This is a genomic window from Kitasatospora aureofaciens (assembly GCF_019192735.1).
Classification (GTDB): domain Bacteria; phylum Actinomycetota; class Actinomycetes; order Streptomycetales; family Streptomycetaceae; genus Kitasatospora; species Kitasatospora aureofaciens_A.
On sequence record NZ_JAHTKP010000028.1, the window covers coordinates 1 to 13,660 of the forward strand.

Annotated in this window: 16 protein-coding genes; 10 read left to right on the top strand and 6 right to left on the bottom strand. The window is 70.1% G+C overall.

All coding sequences use genetic code 11. The features are described 5' to 3' along the window. Nucleotides 1–836: 836 nt before the first annotated feature. From KV557_RS24455 to KV557_RS24465, 3 genes are all read right to left on the bottom strand, one after another. Nucleotides 837–1,250, bottom strand: coding sequence for a hypothetical protein (locus KV557_RS24455; protein ID WP_218203617.1), 414 nt, complete (start codon nucleotides 1,248–1,250; stop codon nucleotides 837–839). Between the two features lie 125 nt (nucleotides 1,251–1,375). Then, nucleotides 1,376–2,242, bottom strand: a complete 867-nt coding sequence (locus KV557_RS24460; RefSeq protein ID WP_218203618.1) for a DUF6192 family protein — start codon at nucleotides 2,240–2,242, stop codon at nucleotides 1,376–1,378. Between the two features lie 89 nt (nucleotides 2,243–2,331). After that, the gene (locus KV557_RS24465) at nucleotides 2,332–3,072 is read right to left on the bottom strand and encodes a hypothetical protein (RefSeq protein WP_218203619.1); all 741 of its coding nucleotides are present in this window, start codon (nucleotides 3,070–3,072) and stop codon (nucleotides 2,332–2,334) included. 158 nt (nucleotides 3,073–3,230) lie between these two features. On the opposite strand from KV557_RS24465, the gene KV557_RS24470 reads away from it, so the two are divergent. The 6 genes from KV557_RS24470 (at nucleotide 3,231) to KV557_RS24495 (ending at nucleotide 8,456) form a co-directional block, all read left to right on the top strand. Further along, nucleotides 3,231–3,590, top strand: a complete 360-nt coding sequence (locus KV557_RS24470) for a hypothetical protein (protein WP_218203620.1) — start codon at nucleotides 3,231–3,233, stop codon at nucleotides 3,588–3,590. A gap of 484 nt (nucleotides 3,591–4,074) precedes the next feature. Then, complete coding sequence (locus tag KV557_RS24475) at nucleotides 4,075–5,472, top strand: IS4 family transposase (protein ID WP_218203621.1); 1,398 nt, start codon at nucleotides 4,075–4,077, stop codon at nucleotides 5,470–5,472. Nucleotides 5,473–5,633: 161 nt separating this feature from the next. Then, the gene (locus KV557_RS24480) at nucleotides 5,634–5,936 is read left to right on the top strand and encodes a hypothetical protein (RefSeq protein WP_218203622.1); all 303 of its coding nucleotides are present in this window, start codon (nucleotides 5,634–5,636) and stop codon (nucleotides 5,934–5,936) included. Then, complete coding sequence (locus KV557_RS24485) at nucleotides 5,933–6,970, top strand: zeta toxin family protein (protein WP_218203623.1); 1,038 nt, start codon at nucleotides 5,933–5,935, stop codon at nucleotides 6,968–6,970. Before KV557_RS24480 ends, KV557_RS24485 begins: the two co-directional genes overlap by 4 nt. 146 nt (nucleotides 6,971–7,116) lie before the next feature. Next, the gene (locus KV557_RS24490; RefSeq protein ID WP_218203624.1) at nucleotides 7,117–7,998 is read left to right on the top strand and encodes a plasmid pRiA4b ORF-3 family protein; all 882 of its coding nucleotides are present in this window, start codon (nucleotides 7,117–7,119) and stop codon (nucleotides 7,996–7,998) included. Between the two features lie 257 nt (nucleotides 7,999–8,255). Continuing rightward, complete coding sequence (locus KV557_RS24495) at nucleotides 8,256–8,456, top strand: transposase domain-containing protein (protein ID WP_308130055.1); 201 nt, start codon at nucleotides 8,256–8,258, stop codon at nucleotides 8,454–8,456. 97 nt (nucleotides 8,457–8,553) lie between these two features. Here KV557_RS24495 and KV557_RS24500 read toward each other — a convergent pair whose 3' ends face one another. Further along, the gene (locus KV557_RS24500; RefSeq protein ID WP_218203625.1) at nucleotides 8,554–8,868 is read right to left on the bottom strand and encodes a hypothetical protein; all 315 of its coding nucleotides are present in this window, start codon (nucleotides 8,866–8,868) and stop codon (nucleotides 8,554–8,556) included. A 246-nt stretch (nucleotides 8,869–9,114) separates the two neighbouring features. On the opposite strand from KV557_RS24500, the gene KV557_RS24505 reads away from it, so the two are divergent. Together KV557_RS24505 and KV557_RS24510 are read left to right on the top strand one after the other, a co-directional pair. Continuing rightward, nucleotides 9,115–9,918 carry a hypothetical protein gene (locus tag KV557_RS24505; RefSeq protein WP_218203626.1) on the top strand — a complete coding sequence of 268 codons (804 nt, stop codon included), beginning with the start codon at nucleotides 9,115–9,117 and terminating at the stop codon, nucleotides 9,916–9,918. Continuing rightward, the gene (locus KV557_RS24510) at nucleotides 9,915–10,511 is read left to right on the top strand and encodes a hypothetical protein (RefSeq protein ID WP_218203627.1); all 597 of its coding nucleotides are present in this window, start codon (nucleotides 9,915–9,917) and stop codon (nucleotides 10,509–10,511) included. Before KV557_RS24505 ends, KV557_RS24510 begins: the two co-directional genes overlap by 4 nt. A gap of 74 nt (nucleotides 10,512–10,585) precedes the next feature. On the opposite strand, the gene KV557_RS24515 is transcribed toward KV557_RS24510, so the two are convergent. Beyond that, a complete protein-coding gene (locus KV557_RS24515; protein ID WP_218203628.1) occupies nucleotides 10,586–11,176 on the bottom strand; it encodes a hypothetical protein in 591 nt (196 codons plus the stop codon). Nucleotides 11,177–11,205: 29 nt separating this feature from the next. Beyond that, complete coding sequence (locus KV557_RS24520; RefSeq protein WP_218203629.1) at nucleotides 11,206–12,453, bottom strand: hypothetical protein; 1,248 nt, start codon at nucleotides 12,451–12,453, stop codon at nucleotides 11,206–11,208. Between the two features lie 354 nt (nucleotides 12,454–12,807). On the opposite strand from KV557_RS24520, the gene KV557_RS24525 reads away from it, so the two are divergent. Both KV557_RS24525 and KV557_RS24530 read left to right on the top strand, forming a co-directional pair. Further along, the gene (locus tag KV557_RS24525; RefSeq protein WP_218203630.1) at nucleotides 12,808–13,260 is read left to right on the top strand and encodes a hypothetical protein; all 453 of its coding nucleotides are present in this window, start codon (nucleotides 12,808–12,810) and stop codon (nucleotides 13,258–13,260) included. 57 nt (nucleotides 13,261–13,317) lie between these two features. Continuing rightward, complete coding sequence (locus KV557_RS24530; protein WP_218203631.1) at nucleotides 13,318–13,551, top strand: hypothetical protein; 234 nt, start codon at nucleotides 13,318–13,320, stop codon at nucleotides 13,549–13,551. Nucleotides 13,552–13,660: the final 109 nt, after the last annotated feature.

Genomic DNA, 13,660 nt, shown 5'->3' on the forward strand with positions numbered 1-13,660 from the left:
GTCATGGGATCAGAGTCTCACGGCCGCAACCGCAGCCGAGTGAGATCACGCCCCTCCAACGTGCCTCATGTAACTGAAAGCTCTAGATCCTGTTGACCAGCCAAGTTTCTTGACAACCCCAGATAACCAAGGAACCGCGCGTCCGCAGCGGCTTGCCGCAGTGCACGCACCTGCGCACGTCCTGACCCGTCCCGGCGTCGCCCGGAGGACCCACAGTGGCCTCGGCCATGTCTTCACCGTACGCCCGGCCGCCCGGGCGGGCAGAACGGACCTCCGCTCAGCCCCGTGCCTTCTTGGGGTCTCGTACTGGTATTCCTCCACGATTGAACGCTAAGGCGTCGTAGGAGGTTGACCAGGGCCGTTGGCAGGGTGGTCAGCTCGTGGTCCTGTCAACCGTTCCTCGGAAGTGGGGACACCTCGCGTGGCCGGCCAGTAGCCTCGCGGCCATGGATATCCCCGATGAGCCGTTGCCCGATCTGACGGACGCCCAGATCCAGATGCTGCTGGCCCACTTGCCTTACGTGCCTTACGGCTCCTGAGCACCCCAGATAACGATCCGCCTCGCCGCCCCGCTCGAACTCCACCGCGCGGCACTGCAGCAGAGCACCGCCCTCGCCGCCGACACGGCCAGCCCGGCTGAGCGAAAGGCCCACCGGGTCTACGCCACCCGCATCACGGCCGCCGAGTAGCCAGAAGCCCGTTTGCGGCTCATGACACGGTCGTTATAACGGCACCCCGAGTTCGTCCGGCTCGTACGGCTCCATGGTGGGACCCCTCTGCGAAACCAGCACGTTCCCCTGCTCGCATCCCGGCGATCGCTCGGAGAGACGATCTCCTCAGGCAGGTTCGAGGATGTCTTTGGCTTCGTCGACGACCAGTTGCAGGTGGCGTTTGAGCATCCTGAGCTGCTTGGCTCGGGACTGCCGAGCGTGTGGGAGGACGGTTCCGGTGAGAACTCGATAGCTGCGGGTCGCCTCAGCGCTGAGGCGCATCAGCTCGTATGCCTCGGCTATGTCTGGAAGGTAGGCCGTTCGGTACACATGCCCATGCGGGTCGTATGTGTACACCGCATCTGTGCCCGTCATTCCGGGCAGGGCCTCTCGCAGGACGCTCAGGCCGTGACGCACCTGGTGTGCCGTAAGGCCGGTTACCTCCATGAGCTCGACGAACGTGAGTCCCCGGGAGCCTGCGCTCTGCAGGGCGTCGAACACGCTCCGCGCCAAGAACTCGGGGCGCTGGTGAGCGGTCATGATTCTCGTCTCCTCGCCCCCGCCTGGAAGAGCTGCTTACTCGGCCGGCTTCCTGGCACTCTTCCAGCTTTGTTGATCTTCTCTTTTCCTGTGTCTCCTCTGCGCCGGGGACTCTTCCAGCCGTCTTACGACTCTCCGGCGATCAGACGCTCCAGCGCGGCGTCCATGTCGGTACGCCCGGTTTCTAGGACGTGTTCGGTCCACTCGACCGCCGCCTTGACCCGACCGAGACCCTCGCGGATGGAGTCCTGGGCATCTTCAGACAGCTCTGCGAGGTGAAGACCGGGCAAGGTCCTTCCGATGCCGCTAGCGAAGGCGGAGCACAGGCCGAGGACGGTCAGCACCTCCTGCTGCTCGTTCAGCCTCTGAACCTCGGGGCGCCTCCGGGTCTCCTCTCGGGCTTCACGGATCTCGCTGGCCTGGGCGCGATTGAAGGTCTCCCGCACCTGGGGGCTCGCCGCGACGCGCTTGACCACCTCTGGGCGGCGCATTGCCCGCTCGACCACTTCTACAGCGGTTTCGTCATCCAGGAGATCCTCGATCTGCCTGACCTTCTCCTCCATGGTCTCGGGTACCTGGGTCTTCCATCCCAGGGCCCGGTGCGCGCCGTCGCAGGTCCACCGGCGCTCGCCAGTTCGTCTGTAAATCGGCGGGTCCTTAACCATCTCGAACCGGTCATGCCGGTGAGCCAGGATGGAGTGGACCGTCCAGCACACGTTCTTGGCGCGCTCCTTCTTCGGCCACGCTCCGGCGACGAGTCGATACTCTTCGAAGCGCTCGCTTTCGAGACCTACCTCTTCGGCGTACGTCGCAAGCAGCTTGTATGCCTTCATCGGCGGCCGTCTGCCCTTGGGGGGCAGTGGGACCATCTCCAAGCCGATGTCACCCAGTGCGAACTGGGATGAGCCCTCAGAGGCGACAAGCCTCTGGCCTCGATGGACGAGTTGGTCCCATTCGTTCGCGCCGTAGCCGTCGACTGAGCTCGTGGCCATGGGGGCCTCCCAGACAACCAGTCTGCCAATGGCAAGATTTTATGCCCATAGGCGCGTGGTGTCCCATTTGCCCCTGTCCTTGCTGATCTTCAATGCTGTGCCTTCGGCTCAGTGCTTCCAAGCAGAGCCCGCACCTTGGTACTCCTCGGCCGGGGGCTCTCGCCCGACCGGCCGGCCTGGCGACGCTCGAACACGGCATCCGGGGCGAGGGCGGCACCCAGCGCGGTGATCTGGGGCGAGCCGGGCTCGGCGGCGGCGTTCAGCGTCACCTGCAGGCGCAGCCGCAGCGGGTCGGGGCCGCCCTTGTCGATCGCCTGCTTGGCGTCCTGGTCGTCGGCCTCCAGCAGCAGCGTCCCGTGGAAGATCCTGAGGGGGCGCAGCCGGGCCAGCACCGGCCAGTCGGCCTCGGGCATCTGGTCGATCGCGTCCTCCCAGACGTCGTGGAACCACTGCTCCTCCGGTGGCCACAGCGCCGAGGCGGAGGGGTGCAGGGTGCGACCGTTGACCAGGGCGGCCAGGCCGTGGAACGCCTCGGTCATCTCCTGCTCCATCGAGGGCACCGCGGCCGCCGCGTCGGAGAAGACGCCGAGCATGTAAGGCGCCCTGGCGTAGATCGCCTCGTACTGGGCGGTGGCGTGCTCCCAGTCGCCGATCAGCTCGGCTGCCCCGGGGCGGGTGAGGTCGCCCGGCTCGCAGGCGGCCAGCAGCTCGTCGACCGCGGCGGCCAGCGTCTTCTCGCCGGTCTCGACGGAGCGGCCGAGGGGGGCGATCAGGTCGGTCCAGCGCGCTGGCCGGGGGCCGGGGGAGGGCTCAACGTCGTTGTCAGTCATGGGCGCTGACTCTATCGGCGGGCGGCCGGCCAGCGGGTCCACGTTGACACCGAGTTGAGCTGCCAGCATCCCGCCGCGGCCTGATGCCCTGCGGGTCGCTCGGCGCCCACCGCAGAAACCCGCGAGCGTAGTCGCCCCCGGCGGCTACGCTCGCGCGCATGACCTACGTCACCACCGGCCGGCCCCCACTGCCGGCCGCCAGCACCGTCCGCGCGACAGCCGCCTTCGTCCAGGCCCGCGCCGAGGAAGGCGCACAACACCTCCTGCAACGCATCCCCGTTGAACAGCACGACACCCCCGACACCGTCGAACTGCTCCACGTCGTACGCGCCCTCGGCCAGGCCGCGGAAGCCGCCGCCTACCACCTGGAGGGCGAGCTCCTCGGCGACCAACCCGACGAAGACACCGCCCACACGCTCTGGCAGATCCTGCTCGACACCGCCCACCCCTTCCACACCCACCCGGACCTGCCACCGAACGTGCGAAGAGCGCTGAAGGAAGGCCAGCAGGTCGGATAGCTCAGCCGACAACGGCGGGCCCGGCGAACACCGAGGCGTGGTGCTGTCCGGCGCGTACGGCGGGCCGAGGTCGCGCTCGGGCTGCGCGCCGGGCAGTGCCGCGCAGCCCTGGGTCCCGGGCGCGGGAGCGGCAATGCCGTTGCTTTAGCCGACGGTGACCTGCTGTCCGTGCAGACCAGGACCAGCCACGTGCACCCCGTCCTCCTCGATGAGTAGGGGCGGGCAGTTCGGGCAGGAGAACAGGTTCTGGGACCCGATCCAGCGCCAGCCGGCTGCCCAGAGCGGCCGATGGTCACGGTCCTGAGGCACTGCTGCGGCGCTCTCACATCCGGTAGTCGTGCACACGATGGCGTCGGGCTTCGGCATCAGGAGAACTCCGTTCGTGGTGAGCGCCCAGGCTACCCGGGCGTGTGGCCCCCAACCTGGCGCCAGCGACACACGGGCCAGGCCGTTGCCTCCGGTCGGTTGTAGCTGTTGGCTGGGCGTGGATCTTCGAGGGGGGCCGGGGCGCCGGCTGCGGCTGGGAGTGCTCGCGACGGTGTTCACCCCGGAGCTGGTGGACGCGGTGATAGCCGAGCACGGCCGGGGCGAGCGGCGCCGCCGAATACTCCCGGCCCGCCTGGTCGTGTACTTCGTGCTGGCGCTGTGCCTGTTCGCGCGGGAGTCGTACGAGGAGGTGGTCCGCCTGCTGGCGACCGGCCTGCCGGGCACCACCGCGCTGCGGCGGGTGAACAAGTCCTCGCTGTGCCGGGCCCGCGCCCGGCTCGGGGCCGAGCCGCTGGAGTCGCTGTTCCGCAGCATCGCTGGCACGCTGGCCACCCCGGAGACGCCGGGCGCCTTCTGGTGCGGTTTGCGGCTGCTCGCGATCGACGGCACGCAGATCGATGTCCCGGACAGCCACAGCAACGCCACCACCTTCGACGGCCCCTGCCTCCAGGACCGGACACCGACCGGCTTCCCCCAGGTCCGCGCAGTGGTGCTCGCCGAGGTCGGCACCCACGCCGTGGTGGACGCCGAGATCGGCGGCTGGCGCGACGGCGAACCCGGCCTGGCCGAGCCGCTCGCCCGCTCGGTCGGCCCGGACGACCTGGTCATCGCCGACCGCGGCTTCTGGAGCTCGGCGTTCTACCGCGACTTCCACGCGGTCCAGGGCGCCCACCTGTTGGCCCGGCTCCCGTCCAACAAGCTCGGCCGCAAGCAGCACGACCTGCCGGACGGGACGTTCATCTCCGAGATCAGGCCGAGGAAGCAGAACATGCTCCGGGCGAAGAAGGCTGGCCGCCCGTTCCCCACCGAGATGGTGTTCCGGGTGATCCCGTTCGCCGTCGACGGCAAGCCCTGGTGGCTGGCCACCACCCTCCTCGACCCGAAGCAGCACCCGGCCGTCGAACTGGTCAACCTCTACCGGCAGCGGTGGGAGATCGAGATGGCGTTCGATGAGATCAAGAACCACCTCGGCGTCTCCGGCCCGCTCCGCTCCCGCACCGCCGACGGGATCCGCCAGGAGATCTGGGCCTTCCTCGCCGTCCACCACGCGCTGCGCAAGGTGATGCACACCGCCGCCACCAGCGGCCCGGCTGTCGATCCCGACCGCGTCTCCTACCTGGCCGCTGTACGGGTCATCCGCCGCACCGTCGTCGCTCAGGTCGCCGCCACCGCCGTCGGTCTCCAGCACGCCCTGGTGGAGGTCTGCGAGGAACTCCGCCACCGGTTGCTGCCCGCCCGGCGGCGCCGCGAGCAGCCGCGGATGGTGAAGAAGCCGCCCAGCCGCTTCCCCCAGAAGAGGAGCCGGTCCGGCATGACCAAGGCCGAGGTCGGCCGCTGGCACGGCTCCAAGAAGCCGAAGTCAGCCCGCTCGGCCACGACCGCTGCGCCGGGCTAAAGCAACGGCATTGCGCGGGAGCGGCCCGGGTACCCCAGGCAGCAACCCTCTCGCCACCCCCGGCGCCCGACGGCCTACTCGTAACTAACTGATCGTCACTCGTCACTCTCTTGGCATACGGTGGGCCAGACGAACCCACCACGGCGTTGGGAGAGTGAATCATGGTCAACAACGACCCGGTCCTCGGAGGCCTCGGCACCGCCACCTGGACCCACGAAGAAGGCATCTCCTACGAGGTCGCCCTTGAAGGCATCAACCACGTCGTCGGCGCCTACGCCGGCCTGATCGCCCGCAAGCGCACCACCGACCCCGAATCCCCTGCCATCACCGCCTGGAAGGAGCAGCAGGAGGCGTGGGAGAGGCGCCGGCGCTCCCTGCACGCCGACGACCACCAGGCCGTCGCCGCGGTCCGCGCCGAGTGCAAGGCTCTGCTGCCCCGGCTGCGTGAGGAGCTGCTCGGATGAGCGACGTTGACCGGGAGCGGTACGTCCTCCCCCCGGACGAGAGCGACCGCATCTTCCGCGAGGACATCGTGCGCCTCTACCTCCAGGGCACCGAGCAGGCGCAGCCGGTCTCGGTCATCGTGGCCGGCCAGACCGGTGCCGGCAAGACTGCCGTCACCGACCTCGTGCAGCGTGCGCTCGACCAGCGCGGCGCCTGGGTCAACATCAACCTGGACACCTACAAGCCCCACCACCCGATGCACGCCGCCCTGATGGCCGCCGACGACATCACCGCCGGCGCCTACACCAGCATCGACGGGCACCGGTGGATGGACGCCAGCGAGGCGTACGCCCTCCAGCACCGCTTCGACATCGTTTGGGAGTCGGCGATGCGGGACCCGCGTGACTTCGAGGACCCGGTCCGGCGCATGCGCGCCGCCCGCCCCGACGGCCTGACCCCGCACCGCATCGAGGTCGCCATCGTCGCCACGCCCGCAGCCCTGAGCCGCCTCGGCGCCCTGACCAGGTACCTCCAGCAGGTCGAGGACTTCGGGGTCGGCCGGTTCATCGACCCGGCAATCCACGACGCCTGCTACGACGGCGTGGTGCGCTCCAGCAACGCAATCGACACCGAGCGCCTGGCCGAGCACGTCTTCGTGGTGCGCCGCGACGCCACCGTCGTGTACTCCAACAGCCTCGGCCCCGATGGCGCATGGCAGAAGCCGGCGGCCACCGCCGCCGCTGTCACCGCCGAGCGCAACCGCCCCTGGAACGCCACCGAGACCCGGGCGTTCCAGCTCACCGTCCAGCGCGCCGAGGCCGCGGCCCGGACCCTCCCCGCAGCGGACCGGGCCGCAGTGCTCGCCGAAGTGACCACCATCCGCTCCCTCGCCGCCCCGTTGCTGGCGACCGCACCGAGCAGTACCGCCGCGCGAGCACGCTCAACCACGGCCACCAGGCCCAGGCAACTCACCTCCGGCGCCGGCCAGCAGCCCGCGCACCTGCGGCGCGACGCCACCGCACCAGCTCCCGGGCGAAAGCCACACCAGAGGTAGGTCCGGGCGCGGAAGCGGCCCGGGTACCCCAGGCAGCAACCACACCGAGGGGGTGTCAGCCAAGCTGACACCCCCCTCGGGCGTAGAACGAGCCGAATGCGGGCTACTGCTGCTCGGCGCGGTCGAGCAGGGCTACGGTGATGCCCGTGGAGACCGTGCACCAGCTGAAAGTGACGATGCCGGACATCGAACCGGTCGTGTGGCGACGCATCCACGTCTACTCGCACACTCCGCTGTCCGGCCTGCACGCCCTCATCCAAGCCACCATGGGCTGGGACGATGCACACCTATACCAGTTCGGCGCCAAGTGGGAGCAGTACGGGCACAACGGCCACCCGGCCTCGGCCTACACCGTCGCGCAGCTGATGCCCGCGGTCGGCGACGGCGCTGGCTACGTATACGACTTCGGCGACGAGTGGGTGCACCACATCGTGGTGGAGAAGATCCACCGGCCCGCCCCGAACACCCACTACCCGCGGTGCAGCGCCGGCGCCCGCGCCTGCCCGCCCGAGGACTGCGGCGGGCCGCTGGGCTACGAGCGCACTCTGCGGGCAATCCGGAGCCGCAGCGGGCCCCGATACCGCGAACTGCGCGAGTGGGGCCTACACAGGTACAACCCGGCGATGTTCGACCGCGACGAGGTCAACCGCGGCCTGGCCGACCCAAAGTCCATCGGCTACCCGCTGCCAGCCCCATGGCAGCAGGAGGTCCTGGACCTGTCCAGCCCGTACCTGGGCGCACCTGCCACCACTGGTCAAGCCGTTGACCACCAGCAGGTCGAACCTGGTGAGGCGGCCGAAGACCGGGAGCCCAGCAAAGTGGTCAACCCGTTGACCACCGCCACCGATGCTGCCGCCCAAGGGGTCCTCGATGCGCTCGCCAAGGTGGACAAGGCCAGAGCCGTGCTAGGCGCCGCACTCCGTGCCGAGAAGAAGGCAACCGGCACCAGCGCCAACGATCTTGCCGAGCGGGTCCACGGCGCGATGTCCCGCCCCCTGGTCCTCAAAGCCCTGCGGCAAACCGACTGACCACGACAGCGACCTGGAGGCGGAATCGTTGTTGCCGTGCAATTCGGCAGCATTCCCGGCCAGACTCCGGGCCTCTCAAGTCTGGTCGGAGGAGGCGGCGGTGTCCACGGCACGCAAGGCGGGGGCGGTGCCGGTCTCGGGGCCAGCAGTTCGTTGACCAGGATGTTTGCCATCGCGTACTCGTCGCGCTTTCCGGCGGCGAGCAGCTGCTCGATCACGACGTCGGCCTCCTCGCTCTGCCGCTCCTGCTGGCTCAGGTGTGCACGCCGGAGGTGGTCGACGCGGTGATAGCCGAGCACGGGAGAGCCGAGCGGCGGCGCCGAATACTCCCGGCCCGCCTGGTCGTGTACTTCGTCCTGGCGCCGAAGGCCGAGGTCGGACGCTGGCACGGCTCCAAGAAGCCGCGTGTCGGGCCGCACCGAAGATTTCAGTCGGCACGGCTGCGACCTGGCCACTGAAACGTTCCGTGCGGTGGACCCGGTCATGTTGGCTGCACGAAAGAGTTCAGTGCAGCGGACGCTGAAGACCCCGTCTTCAAACCGTTACCCCTACCGGTCAGTCCTGGAGCCGGGCGGGGATGATGCCGTTCTTCATCGCGAAGTCGAGGTCAGCGATCCTCGCCCGGGACCGCTCGCCGTACTGCTTCACGAACGCCAGGTGCTCGTCGGGGTCCTTGGGCAGAACATCGGGGGCCACCTCCGCATACTCGGAGCGGTCGGTCCTCCAGTTCGCCAAGAGGTCAGCGGCTCCAAGCGGGGCCAGGCCCCCCTTGCTGGCGGCGACCAGCGCCGACACGGCCTCCTGCAACGTCATCTCGCCGTCCTCCACGGCGCGCCCGTACTTCTCGATGTCATCTACCACGTGTCCCATGCTTGGGCATTCTCCCTAGGTTTCGACGGGCGTGTGATGTGTGACTGGCGGGCGGCAGGAGCCACCTCGACCTGCCCGAACTGTTCGGTGCCGTAGTGAAGAACCTACTGAAGTCTTTCACGCGCTACTGAATTCTTCGGTGCGGTCCGACACCGCGCACCGCCCGCGGGTCGGTGGCGGCGCCCGGCACGCCCCTCCGTCAGGTTTTCCCTGACGATCTGCTGCCGTCAGGTCTATCCTGACGGCATGCCAGAGACTCCGGAGAACCCCATCACGGCGCCCGGCTACGCCCGGCTGACGCCGTTGGACGAGGCGTACGTGGCGCACTCGGACGCGCTCAGCGAACTGGCGCACGACATCCTGCAGGACTTCCCGCTCAAGCCCCGGACCGTCGCCGCCGAGCCCGGCACGTTCCTCAAGGACGCGCTGCACCTGCGCTACCTGGCCGACCTGGTCGTGCAGCGGGCCGTCGTCGTCGAGCGCGAGCGCGGCGCCAGCTGGGCTGACATCGGGTCGGCGGCCGGCACCACCAAGCAGACCGCCCACGAGCGGTGGGGGACCGTGGTGGGCTCCTGGACCCTGCTGCACCGCCGCCACCCCAGCCGATTCGGCAGCGCGCACCTGGCCCAGACCCTGGACCAGTGGTTCGCCGAGCTGTACCCGGACGAGAAGTTCGCCATCACCTCGGGCCTGGCCGCCCTCGACCCGCGCAACACCGTCGAACAGGAGGCCGCCGACGCCGAGCGCTCCGAGGCGTGGCTGCTGCGGATCCGCCTGACCGAACTGCAGCGGGAGGGCACCGACGCGTACAACGCGACCTTCACCGCGCTGGACGACCAGCAGGCCCGCGCCGCCGCGCTCCGGCGGTGGGCGGACACCCACATCCACAGCGCCGAGGCGTACGAGCGCCTCGCCCAGCTGGAGCCGACCCTCGCCGACGAGCACCACTCGCGGGCGGCCAAGCAGCGCGAGCTGGCCGCGCGGATCATCGCCCAGCCCGCCGAGCCGCAGACGGCGGCCGGCCCCGACTCGCAGGAGAACGAGCGATGACCGAGCCGTCCAAGGAAGAGCTGCTCGCCGAGGCCGAGACCGCGACCGCCCGGTTCAGGCAGGGGCTGCCCGCGCCCCGCGCGGTGACCACCACCGGGGAGCTCGCCGAGATCCTGGCCGCCCTGCCGGGCGACACCCCGCTCTTCCTCTCCGACCACGCCGTCAGCCGCCCGGGCCCGATCGAGGACCCGGTGCACAGCGTCGTCGCCCACCTCACCCCGTGCGCCGAGCCGGTCGACTCGGACAACCCCGACGGGACGCACCGGATGCGTCCGGCCCTTGGCCTGACCACGGTCGTCGCCGAGCACCACCAGGACGCCGGAGCCGAGTTCGACCGCGGCGGCCTGGAGCCGGACGACCTGCTGGCCCGCGCCGAGGAACGGCTGACGTCCAGCGGCGACCTGGACGGCGGGATCAAGGACGTCGCCCGCGCCATCGAGGCGCTCGCGCAGCTGCTCCACGAAGGCGCCAACCTCATCCCGTCCATCGACGACGCCTACGGCACGGTGATGGTGGAGAAGTCCCGGCTGCTGCAGGCCGCCGAGCGGCTGCGCAAGGTCGCGCCCGACGCCCAGAAGGCCAGCGAGCAGTAGCCGCCCCCGGATCGAGCGGCCCGGGCGGCTCGTTGGAGAAGGCGTGGAAATCCACGCCGACATGTCGGCTTCTCTCAAGACTGGTTGCTGGTGGGCGTGTTCACGGCACGCAGGGCGGGGGCAGCGCTGGCCTCGGGGGCCAGCAGTTCGTTGACCAGGATGTCCGCCATCTTGTACTCGTCGCGCCGCCCGGCGGTGAGCAACTGCTCGATCACCGGCACGTCGGCCTCCTCGTCGGGCCGTTCCGGGTAGGAGGTGCTGTTGACCAGCCGCTCGATGTGGTTGAGGAGCGCGTAGTACTCCTCGCGCTTCGGCTCGGCCCTGCCCAGCCGGGGCGGGGTGAGGCCCAGTTCGCGGCGCCGGGCGACGTCGCGGGCGACCTCGGTGGCGAGGGAGCCGTCGCGGCGGGCGGCGACCGCGCGGGCGGCCCAGGCCCGCACGGAGTCCATCCGGGAGACGCTCAGCTGCCGGTCGGCGAGCAGGCCGAAGTGGCGCGGGTGCGCGGCGATGGTCCGGTCGACCAGGTCGCGCATCTCATCCAGCGTCGGGCCGTCCGGCCACTGCACCAGCCACCGTGCGCCGCTGTCGTAGACCAGCTCGACCCGGACGCCGGTCTTCTCCGACAGGTGCCGGCCGAGCTGGAACGCCTGCGTGCTGCGACTCATCGTGAAGTCCTCCGGGGTGTAAGGGCAGTTCATCGGATGGGCATGGCCAGCTGGCCGGAGTTCTGGCCGGGGTCGTGGACCTGGACCAGGGGCGAGCCCTCGACCGGGGTCTCGGCCGGGGCCCCGGCGGCCTCGGTCCGGCGCTCGGCCGCCTCCCTGGCCTGCTGGGCGGCGACCCTGGCCATGGGGTGGTCGGCGTACTCGCCGCGGTCGCGCTCGTACCGGTCGCCGGTGTTGGTCTTAGCGCTCCAGCGGCCGTGCCGGTCTGCGCTCTCCTTGGAGGCGCCGGCCTTCCGGGCCGCCGAGCGCCCGCTGGCCCGCCAGCCGTGGGCGGTGAACTCGCGGCCCTGCTCGTCCACGGCGTACCCGGCGGCGCCGACCAGGCGCTTGGAGATGTCGTTGACGGTGCGCGGGGCGATGGAGTCGGTGATCTGCCGGGCCGGGGTGCGGGCCTGGTAGACGCCGCGCAGCAGCCGGCCGGAGGTGATGCCGCGCTCGGCGAGCATCGTCCGCCAGGTCCGGTACGCCGCCAGCGGGCACAGCGCGTCGCCGCCCCGCGCGGGCAGCAGCTTCTCCGTGCCCTTCCCGGCTTGGTCCGTCTTGGACCTCCTGAACCGGACGTAGACGCCGGGCCTCTCCGGGTCGGTGGACACACGGACGTCGGCGAGGGTGAGCGCGGCGAGCTCCGAGCGGCGGGTCCAGGCCGCGAAGGAGAAGCTGATGAGGACGCGGTCGCGGGCGCCGGCCAGCGTGGCGGGGTCGCAGCGTTCGGCGACGTCGAGGGCCTGGTCGGCGGTGACGATCGCGGACTGCTTCTCGGTGCGTCCGTCGTCGGCGAGCTGCGCGCCGTGGTCGCGGATCAGCGTGCGGGCCTCGGTGGTGCCGGGCATGCCGTCCCATCCGGCCTGGGTGTGGACGGCGCGGACGGCCGCGACGGCCTGGTCGAGGGAGGCGACGGAGTACGGCCGGCCGGTGCGGTCGCTGATGGTGTCGGTGAGGACCCGCACGAACTCGGTGAGGGTGGCGGGGGTCATCGGCAGCGGGACCCGGCCCTCGCTCGCGCACCACGTCGCGGCCAGGCGCCACCACCGTTGGTAGGCGCGGAACGTCTCGGCCGGGACCGCGGCGCGCAGCTTCTCGCGGGTGCGCTCGGTCAGTTGGTGGTCGGCGTCGGTCCACTCGGAGACGTCGGCGACGATCTGCCCGTCCGCGCGGACCACCAACTCGCCGCCGACGGCCGGGAGCCCGCGGGGGTGGCCGTTGGGGTTCAGCCCCATCGTTCTCCTTCCTCTCGTGCTCGGTCGCAGCGGTGGCGAGCAGGCTCGTTGTCCTCGCTCCGAGGACGCCCGGCAGGGCTCTGCGAGGGGTCGCTCGTTTGTCCCACTTTGAAACCTCCGGTAAGGAGTCTTATCAGCGATTAGGTTTACCTAGCCGCCGATAATAGCTGACATGGCCTCAGTCCGTGCGATGTCCCCGAGATCGACATCCGGGGAGCAGCGCCCGATGAGACCAACATGAGCCGAACATCTAAGTTGACGTCAGATTCATGTGGACGGCAGGCCGGTCCGCGCGCTAGGTTCTATCCGACATCCTTTCGACGTTAGTCATGTCGGACTCATCGAGAGTGGATCATGCGAATCACCGTGCACATCGAAGACGCCTCGCCCGAGATCGCCCACCGCCTTCTCGACCTCCTCGCGGAGCACCCCGGCGCGCTCACCACTGAAAGCCTCGACCCGGCCTGGACCGAAGAGCGCGCCCTGCGCCTGCTGCGCGAGCTGCCCACCCGGGCCGCCACCGTGATCCGCCTCGCCGCCGCCGGCGGCGGCTGGGTGGACGCCGAGCACCTCCGTACCGCCGACGGCAAGGGCCTTCAGGGGCACACGGCCGCCATCACCCAGGCCCTCAAACGTGGTGTCCGCAACGGCTGGTGGCCCGAGGCCACGGTCAAGCCGATCGAGGCCGTCTACAACTCGGAGGTGGCCGGTCCCCAGCGGGCGCTCGGCTACCAGCTGGCCGACGATCACGTCGCCGCCGTCTTTCGCGCTGCCGTCACCCGCTTCGACGCCGAGGCCGACCAGTAGGCGGGAAGCTGACCGCCCCCCACCGGCTGGCCTGATGACCACCCGAAGGAGACCGACATGAACGACACCACCCTCGCCAGCCTCCCCGAGGTCGTCGCCGTCGGCGACCTCGACAGCCTCGCCTGCTGCGGACAACCGCTCAAGCAGCCGACCCGCTCCGCCGTGGACGACCTGGAGCTGCTCTTCGTCGCCTGTCCGGCCTGCCACTGCTCGGCCGGCACCGGCTGGCAGACGGTGCCGGCCACTGCCACCGTTCGGCACTGCGCCACCCACCAACCGGCCAACGACTGACTACCAATGTGGACGCCACCAACCTGCCTGCCAAAGCGAATCCCTGCCTGGCAGTCAGGTAGGGCCCCACAAAGACGAGCGCGGTCCGCGAAGCGCCCATCACAATGAT

What these genes read in the sequence shown, in the direction of transcription:
- KV557_RS24455 (WP_218203617.1), bottom strand. Translation starts at nt 1,250, where the DNA reads ATGACCGCTCACCAGCGCCCCGAGTTCTTGGCGCGGAGCGTGTTCGAC.
- KV557_RS24460 (WP_218203618.1), bottom strand. Translation starts at nt 2,242, where the DNA reads ATGGCCACGAGCTCAGTCGACGGCTACGGCGCGAACGAATGGGACCAA.
- KV557_RS24465 (WP_218203619.1), bottom strand. Translation starts at nt 3,072, where the DNA reads ATGACTGACAACGACGTTGAGCCCTCCCCCGGCCCCCGGCCAGCGCGC.
- KV557_RS24470 (WP_218203620.1), top strand. Translation starts at nt 3,231, where the DNA reads ATGACCTACGTCACCACCGGCCGGCCCCCACTGCCGGCCGCCAGCACC.
- KV557_RS24480 (WP_218203622.1), top strand. Translation starts at nt 5,634, where the DNA reads ATGGTCAACAACGACCCGGTCCTCGGAGGCCTCGGCACCGCCACCTGG.
- KV557_RS24485 (WP_218203623.1), top strand. Translation starts at nt 5,933, where the DNA reads ATGAGCGACGTTGACCGGGAGCGGTACGTCCTCCCCCCGGACGAGAGC.
- KV557_RS24500 (WP_218203625.1), bottom strand. Translation starts at nt 8,868, where the DNA reads ATGGGACACGTGGTAGATGACATCGAGAAGTACGGGCGCGCCGTGGAG.
- KV557_RS24505 (WP_218203626.1), top strand. Translation starts at nt 9,115, where the DNA reads ATGCCAGAGACTCCGGAGAACCCCATCACGGCGCCCGGCTACGCCCGG.
- KV557_RS24510 (WP_218203627.1), top strand. Translation starts at nt 9,915, where the DNA reads ATGACCGAGCCGTCCAAGGAAGAGCTGCTCGCCGAGGCCGAGACCGCG.
- KV557_RS24515 (WP_218203628.1), bottom strand. Translation starts at nt 11,176, where the DNA reads ATGAGTCGCAGCACGCAGGCGTTCCAGCTCGGCCGGCACCTGTCGGAG.
- KV557_RS24520 (WP_218203629.1), bottom strand. Translation starts at nt 12,453, where the DNA reads ATGGGGCTGAACCCCAACGGCCACCCCCGCGGGCTCCCGGCCGTCGGC.
- KV557_RS24525 (WP_218203630.1), top strand. Translation starts at nt 12,808, where the DNA reads ATGCGAATCACCGTGCACATCGAAGACGCCTCGCCCGAGATCGCCCAC.
- KV557_RS24530 (WP_218203631.1), top strand. Translation starts at nt 13,318, where the DNA reads ATGAACGACACCACCCTCGCCAGCCTCCCCGAGGTCGTCGCCGTCGGC.